The sequence below is a fragment of the Candidatus Melainabacteria bacterium genome (assembly GCA_016193285.1).
GTDB lineage: Bacteria > Cyanobacteriota > Vampirovibrionia > 2-02-FULL-35-15 > 2-02-FULL-35-15 > JACPSL01.
In genome coordinates this window covers 24599-32363 of record JACPSL010000015.1, presented here as the reverse complement: position 1 = coordinate 32363, position 7765 = coordinate 24599, and the positions used below count along the sequence as shown (strand labels likewise).

Below are 7765 nucleotides of genomic sequence, written 5' to 3'. Positions count from 1 at the left end.
ATACCAATCCCGACAATTAAGCCAACACTAATTTAGCCCAGTCTCTAGAACATAGAGAGCTTATTCTCAAAGGCTCATGAATAAAGGCATTCCAGGCTCTTACACAAGCATTTGCAATGTCATCCCAATCTTTGAAGACTCTGTTTGATAGGAAATACTGCTTTAAGAAATGCCAAACCTGTTCTACCGGATTCAATTCTGGTGAATATGGTGGTAAATGTAGTAGAGAAATATTGGAAGGACTTTTTAAGTTTTCTGTAGTATGCCATGATGCTTGATCAAGTATTAATACGGCATGTCTTCCGACTGGTATTTTTTTAGATACTTCATTTAGGAATAATTGCATTACCTCTGTGTCACATTCAGAAAAGATCATTGCTGCACCATAATCTTTTTCTGGACATACTGCACCAAAGATATATGTAGAAATATGTTGTTGTTGTCTGATTACTCTTGGTCTTGTACCCTTTTTAAACCAATCTCTTGTAATAATTCCCTTTTGACCAACCCTTGATTCATCTCCAAACAGAATATCCACATCACTTAATGGAACGTCTACGGGAAGACATTTTTTTATTAGATCTTGGAAGTTTTTTTTTGAACTCCTCTTGTTTCTCAAGATCCGCTTTAGGATGAATTGATCTACCTGTTATCCATACAATATTTAGTCGTTTCAATAAATCATAGACACCATTTAATGAGTACTTTGCATTAAACTTTTCTTTTAATAACAATCTTATGTCTTCTCCAGTCGTACGTCCTCCTTCTTTTTCCTCTTGAAGCTTTTCCAGTGACTGCAAAAACTTCTCTTTATTTTCTTTAGCTAAAAAAGGAGTTCTCCCACTTCTTTGATCATCGTATAGCCCATCAATGCCGTATTCTACAAACCAGTTATACCAGTCCATAATTGCATATCTTGACCTCTTTAATATCCGTCATTCTTGTACAATTCCAAAAAATTATGCTCTTCTAATTTGTTCAATACTTTATTCATTTTGCGTTACCTCCATAATGAGGCCCGCAAAAATCATTATATGGTTCCCATTTATGTGGCTTTATTTATTAGGGTTGGTATAAACTATATCGTCTCCTAAATAAATTACAAGCCCAAAAGGTACTTTGGTTTTGGAACTTTGAAAAGATTCCATAAAATAATCAATACTTTTTATACTTGTAAAGTCAACTTTTGCAGTGGATTTAATTTCTATAGGAATAAGCTTATCAGTAAAATCAATTATTAGATCTATCTCAATTCCTGTTGATGTTCTAAAAAAGTGAAAATCAGGCTGTATGCCGAGTAAAGATTTTTGTTTTATAAGTTCAGTTAAAACCCAATTCTCAAATATATTTCCAAATCTCCCACTGTTTAAAAGCCTGTCTTTATCAGTGATTCTCTCAAGGGAATTTGTTAATCCTGTATCTAAGGAATATATTTTAGGAGTTTTAACAAGTCTTGTCTTTAATTTTTTATAGTATGGATAAAGCAAAAAAAATTGATAGGTTGTAATAAGAAGATTTATATATTCTTTTGTTGTTACTGCTGAGATCCCAAGATCATTTGAAAGATTTGCATAATTCAGTAAATTTCCCGTCTGAAATGCAAGTGCTCTGTATAGTTTGTTAAATTCCTGAAGGTTTTTGACTTTTATAAAATCACGAAAATCTTTCTCTATCACGATTGTTTGATAGTCCTGAAAATACTCTAGTTTATCTTCATGACTCGTCATTTCATGAATTCTAGGAAAACCACCAAATAAAATTGCATTTATAATTTCATTAAAGGTATATTTGTTTTCTCTTTTAAGATTTATGTCCTCAATTGTTTTTGCTTTTTGTAATTCTTCTAAGAAGGTTTCTTCAAGTTTTACCTCCTTGGATTCTGATAATGAAAAAGGATAGAGCTCACAAAGAGATGTTCTGCCTGCAAGGCTTTCTGTTATATTTGACAAAAGCAAAAAATTAGAAGAGCCAGACAGTATAAACCTCTTCTTTTTGTTTGTATCAACCTGTAGCTTAATCTCATGGAACAAGTCAGGTGTTTTTTTGAGCTTCATCAAAAATAGTTTTGTCTGGATATTTTTTTAAAAATAATGCAGGATCTCTGTTTGCTTCATCTCTTAGTTGTATATTATCAAATGTTATATATTTCCACTCTTTAAATAAGTGACGCAGTAATGTCGACTTGCCACTTTGCCTTATGCCAGTCAACGTAACCACAGGAGTATTTGTTGTTTTTTTTGCCAATTTTCTTTCCAGATACCTGCTTATATACTTCATACCATGAGAAGTATACCCTTAATTGTAGGTTACAAATCTAAAGTGATACTTTAGATTTGTAAAAATTTACAATAGGCCTTCAATACCTTAGATAAGCTTATGCAAGAAGTAATCAGTGCTTTTCCCAGAGAAGCAGTAAAGCTTGTTTCTTCTTATTTTAAGCAATGTCCCGTTGCATTATGGCAAAATTGATAAAAATCTTTCTAAGCTCATAATACTTATTCCCTCTTTATGTTTAGTGTTTATTTTAGGAAGATTGGTTAACAGCAAAGCAGGGATGTTTAACTCAGTTTTAAATCTATACAATGAAGATTGAATATCAGGCTGTCCCTGTTTTACTTCAATTAAAAGCCAAGGCTTTCTTTCACAGGTAATTAAAAAATCAACTTCAGCACCGTCGTAGGTTCTAATATAATTTAAATCATATTTATATCCATATCTGTCTTGCCATAAAGTACATGCTTTAAATAGTTGTGAAGCAACAAAATTTTCCAACTTAGCTCCTGGAGAACTTACTGAAGCCCAGTCATAAAAATATACCTTAGAACTTTTATGCAAGGATCTTGTGATTTTTTTATTCCAGGGTTTAATATTAAAAATAAGGTTTCTGCCTAGCAGGAAGTAGGCTGTAAGGTTAAGGTACGGCTTAAAAGCTTTTGACAGGCATCAAACATTTTAAGCCCTTGTTTTTTAGCTGTATCAATTATGGACATTAGTACTGCATATCTTTGAGCAGCAAACTCGTTCCTAAATCCTCCTGATATTTTTTTGTGAATCTTGACAAACAGAAGCAGATTGTATTGTTAGTTAAATAATGCTAAGTCTGGCATATGCAAATATCCCTTATATTCTATAATTTCAATTTTTTCTTTTTGAAATAACTCTATTAATATTTTTAATAACTGGATTTAAAAGTGTATAAGTAATTGAAGAATCCAAGCTTCTTTCTATTAAAATCTGGTATTCTAAATATTGTATCTGTAGTTAAAGAAGATAGGTAGTAAAGTGTAAGGAGGAAATAATGAGCGAAATTGAAAAATGGGAAATTGAAGACAAAGAATTTTGGACAACCAAAGGAAGTACAATTGCATATAAGAACTTATGGGTTTCAATTTTTTGTCTAATGCTAGCCTTTTGTGTCTGGATGTCATGGAGTATTATCACTGTCCAAATGAAAAATCTTGGGTTTCCTTTTAATGACGAGCAGCTCTTTACATTAACTGCAGTAGCAGGACTTACTGGGGCAACTCTTAGGATTCCTTATTCCTTTTTGGTTGGAATCTCTGGTGGTAGGAATATTATTGCTTTAACAACTTTTCTCTTACTTGTTCCTGCAGTTGGCATTGGTATTGCTTTACAAGACATAGGTACTCCGTTTTTAGTTTTTGTTACCTTAGCTGCTCTTTCAGGTATTGGTGGTGGAGTATTTGCATCGTCTATGTCAAATATTAGTTCTTTCTTTCCAAAAAGGATGCAAGGACTTGCACTTGGATTAAATGCCGGCCTTGGGAATTTTGGTGTGAGTGTTACACAAATTGTAATTCCAGTAGCAATATCTGTGTCAATTTTTGGTACACTTTGTGGAAACGGAAGGCCACTTTTAAGTGCTTTAGGAAGTACACCAGCTGGGACTCTAACTTACATCCAAAATGGTGGCTTTGTTTGGATTCCATTTCTTATTCTTGGAACTATTTTTGCCTGGTTTGGTATGGATAATCTTCCTGTTCATAAGATTGGGCCTGCAATTTCTTGTCTTGTAAAAATATTCTGGTTAACTTTTTTAGGTTTTGTAAGCTCATCTTTTGGTTTGTATTTATTACTTGTTCAAAAATTGGATTTATGGGTAGTTCTTCCACTAACTATAATTGTTACTTTAGTTCTTATGGACTTTACACCAAAACAAGTAAGATTAAACCTGAATAATCAATATGAAATTTTTAAAAACAAACATAACTGGATAGTTACACTTTTGTATATAATGACCTTTGGTACCTTCATTGGATATTCAGCAGCATTTCCACTTTTTATAAAGGTTATATTTGGATATTTGCCTGGTGGAGTAGTAAATCCAAATGCTCCAAATCCTTTTTACTTTGCTTGGCTTGGACCTTTTGTAGGTTCATTAATTAGGCCAATTGGAGGATGGCTTTCAGATAAAGTTGGTGGCGCAAAAGTTACTCATGTAAACACTGTTATTATGACTATATGTGTAGTCGGTATTGCAAATCTTGTTAAGTTAGCAAAGAGTTCACCAAATCCAGAACAACATTTTATATTGTTCTTGCTTGTTTCTTTAGTTTTGTTTTTTGCTGTTGGCATTGGTAATGGTGCCATATTTAGAAAAGTACCTGTAATATTTGAAGCCAAGCAAGCAGGACCAGTACTTGGATGGATATCAGCAGTTGCTGCATATGGTGCATTTATTATACCTAAGCTTTTTGGAGCTAGTATTGAAGCTGGTACACCAGAATTAGCACTTTATAACCTTGCTGCATTTTATGTATTTTGCTTACTACTTAACTGGTGGTATTATGCAAGAGAAGGTGCCGAGGTTTGTTGCTGAAGAGGTATATTTTGTAGACAACTTTCTCTAAGTGCTTATATATGTTTATTTTCAATTTACAGAGAGTTAAGAAAACTTTATCTTTAGGAATAGCAAATTTATTTCCTGGATACTTTGCACTTGTTATGGCAACTGGAATCATTTCAATAGCAGCTTCTTTTCTTAAGATGAATGTAATTCCCCAACTATTGTTTAACATAAATAAGATAGCTTATTTAGTCTTGTGGGTTTTATTTCTAATACGCTTCTTTAAGTATTTCCCAAATGTGATAAATGATTTAACAAACCATTCACGTGGCCCAGGTTTTTTTACTATAGTTGCAGGTACTTGTGTGCTGGGAAGTCAAATTGTCTTACTTGACCAGAATTATGAGATAGGAGTTTTTCTTTGGATCTTTGGACTTGTTTTATGGATATTAATTATGTACGGATTCTTTACTGCTGTTATTCTAAGTGAAGTCAAACCAACTCTCGAAAAAGGAATTAATGGTGCATGGCTAATTGCAGTTGTTGCTACTCAATCAATTTCAGTTCTAGGGATAAGAATAGCTTCATATTTTAAATATCGTCAAGAAGAAGTTTTATTTTCTAGTCTGTTTATGTTTTTACTTGGTTGCATGTTGTATCTTTTAATTATTTCTCTTATTTTTTATCGTTTTACTTTCATGAATTTAACTGTAGAAGCACTTACTCCTCCTTATTGGATTAACATGGGTGCAATAGCTATTACTACGCTGGCTGGAGCTTTAATCATACTCAGTGCAGAAAAATGGGAATTCCTTCAAGGCATTGTTCCTTTTTTAAAAGGGTTTACACTTTTTTTCTGGGCAGCAGGCACATGGTGGATTCCACTTTTGCTTATCCTTGGAATTTGGAGACACTTTTATAAACACTTCCCATTTATTTATGATCCACAATACTGGGGAATGGTGTTCCCTTTAGGAATGTATACTGCTTGTACATTTAAATTAGCAGAAGCTACAGGACTGGATTTTTTGTATATCATTCCCAAATATTTCATTTATCTAGCTTTAGTAACATGGTCTATTACATTTCTAGGGCTCTTAAAAACTCTTTTATGCTCAGTGTTGAAAGAATGAGAGTTGCTTAAACCACATAAAAAATAATCCTTTTTTTTTCTTCAAAATTTAAATAGAGAAATTTCACGCTAATTATCTACCTATCCTCAAAATACTTTTCTAATACTGCTTTAACAATTGGTGCAGCAACTGTTCCACCATGTCCAGCTTTTTCAGCTATAGCTACAACAACAATTTCAGGTTGATCAATTGGTGCATATGCAGCAAACCAACTATGAGTTCTTTGACTTCCTTTTACTTCTGCTGAACCTGTTTTTCCAGCCACTTTAATATTATTTAATTTTGCAGCTTGCCCTGTTCCAGCTTCTACACAAAGCACAAGTCCTTTTTTTACTACTTTCAGTATTTCAGGATCTATGTAAAATTTTTCTTTTGGTTTTTGATTTGTAATGTAACTGTCAACTTGTTTAATTAATTTTAGTTTTGGGATTTCTTTTCCTGTTGCAATACCACTGTAAATTCTTGCTGCTTGTGTAGAAGTAAGAAGTAAAAAACCTTGTCCAATTGCATAGTGAAGAGTATTTCCTGGATACCAGGGTTCATGTATTATTTTTTTCTTCCAGCTCTCATCTGGCACAATTCCTTTTTCTTCTCCTAAAAGTTCAATCCCTGTTTTTCTTCCTGCACCTAACTTTATTCCCCACTCTTTTATTTTTTCAGGTGTCAGCCTTTTTCCAATTTGATAAAAAGCTGTGTCACGTGACCACGCAAGACATTCTGGTAGAGAATATATTCCTTCTTTTGAAGTCCAATCTCCAAATCTAGTTTTCCCGAGATAAATCGCATCACTAACATAAAAACGTTCATGAGGATTAACTACCATTGAGTCTAAAGCACTAATTAATGTAATTGGCTTCCAAATACTTCCTGGAACATAAGATAAAAGTGCTCTATTTAGAAAAACTTTTTTTGCTAAGAGATTTTCCCATACATTTTCTCTTAGTATTGTTGTAAAAATATTTGGATTAAAATCAGGATAACTTGCAAGGGCTAATACTTCGCCGGTATTTGGATCTACTACAATTGCTGCAGAGTTGTTGCTTGATTTTTTTAATGCATTCTCAGTAGCTTTCTGTAAATCAAGATCTAAAGTTAAAGTTATACTTTTCCCTGGCTTTGGTTCAATATGAATTAAAGATTCTTTAAAATTTGGATTTATTGGTTTTCCAAACCTGTCAACTTCTACTATGTCCTTTCCATCATTACCTCTTAAAATATCATCGTAAATTTTTTCAATTCCATATTTTCCTATGAGATCACCTGGTTTTCTATCAGGTCTTTTTAAAAGTTCTTCTTCATCAATTTGTGAAATATATCCAAGTACATGAGAAGCTAGTGATTTATTTGGATAATAACGGATAGGTTCTTTTTGAATATTAACTGCTTTTAATAAATGTTGTTTTTCTATAATTTGAATTGCTTCTTCTAGACTTATGTTACTCTGTAGTCTAATTGGAAGTGCTGCATCTTCAGGTAGCTTTAAAATTGTATTTTTTAGTTTATTTGGATTGTGCTTTAATATATTTTTCAAATTTTCATAAAGTTTTAGTTTTTCACTTTTAGTTTTTAATTTATTTGGGTAAACAATTAATGAGAGCGATTGTTTATTAGTTGCTAAAATTTTTTTATTTCTATCGTATATAATTCCTCTAGGTGCTACTAAGATTGAAATCCTGGATGTTGAGTACTGAGCTCTTTGTGCAATAGTTTTATATTTAAATATTTGTAGATAAAAAAGCCTAGAGATAAGTATAAGAACAAGAGCTAGAGTCATACACTGTAAGATTTTTGTTTTAAGGTTTCTTGTTAACATATTTTGTTAATA

Annotated in this window: 8 protein-coding genes; 2 read left to right on the top strand and 6 right to left on the bottom strand. The window is 32.5% G+C overall.

Translation table 11 applies throughout. The annotated features are described in order from the left end of the window. Positions 1 to 16: 16 nt before the first annotated feature. From HYY52_03445 to HYY52_03425, 5 genes are all read right to left on the bottom strand, one after another. Complete coding sequence (locus HYY52_03445) at positions 17 to 619, bottom strand: IS630 family transposase (protein MBI2995743.1); 603 nt, start codon at positions 617 to 619, stop codon at positions 17 to 19. Next, positions 540 to 905 (bottom strand): winged helix-turn-helix domain-containing protein, encoded by a 366-nt coding sequence (locus HYY52_03440; protein ID MBI2995742.1) that lies wholly within the window; start codon positions 903 to 905, stop codon positions 540 to 542. Before HYY52_03440 ends, HYY52_03445 begins: the two co-directional genes overlap by 80 nt. Before the next feature lie 150 nt (positions 906 to 1055). After that, entirely contained in the window at positions 1056 to 2054 is a 999-nt protein-coding gene (locus tag HYY52_03435; GenBank protein ID MBI2995741.1) for a DUF4143 domain-containing protein, read from the bottom strand. Beyond that, positions 2032 to 2244, bottom strand: coding sequence for an AAA family ATPase (locus tag HYY52_03430; GenBank protein ID MBI2995740.1), 213 nt, complete (start codon positions 2242 to 2244; stop codon positions 2032 to 2034). Before HYY52_03430 ends, HYY52_03435 begins: the two co-directional genes overlap by 23 nt. 210 nt (positions 2245 to 2454) lie before the next feature. Further along, the gene (locus tag HYY52_03425; protein ID MBI2995739.1) at positions 2455 to 2940 is read right to left on the bottom strand and encodes a DUF4143 domain-containing protein; all 486 of its coding nucleotides are present in this window, start codon (positions 2938 to 2940) and stop codon (positions 2455 to 2457) included. A gap of 358 nt (positions 2941 to 3298) precedes the next feature. On the opposite strand from HYY52_03425, the gene HYY52_03420 reads away from it, so the two are divergent. Together HYY52_03420 and HYY52_03415 are read left to right on the top strand one after the other, a co-directional pair. Then, positions 3299 to 4840, top strand: coding sequence for an MFS transporter (locus HYY52_03420; GenBank protein ID MBI2995738.1), 1542 nt, complete (start codon positions 3299 to 3301; stop codon positions 4838 to 4840). Positions 4841 to 4881: 41 nt separating this feature from the next. Next, complete coding sequence (locus HYY52_03415; protein MBI2995737.1) at positions 4882 to 5940, top strand: tellurite resistance/C4-dicarboxylate transporter family protein; 1059 nt, start codon at positions 4882 to 4884, stop codon at positions 5938 to 5940. Between the two features lie 76 nt (positions 5941 to 6016). Here HYY52_03415 and mrdA read toward each other — a convergent pair whose 3' ends face one another. Next, entirely contained in the window at positions 6017 to 7753 is a 1737-nt protein-coding gene (gene mrdA / locus HYY52_03410) for a penicillin-binding protein 2 (GenBank protein MBI2995736.1), read from the bottom strand. Between the last annotated feature and the right edge of the window lie 12 nt (positions 7754 to 7765).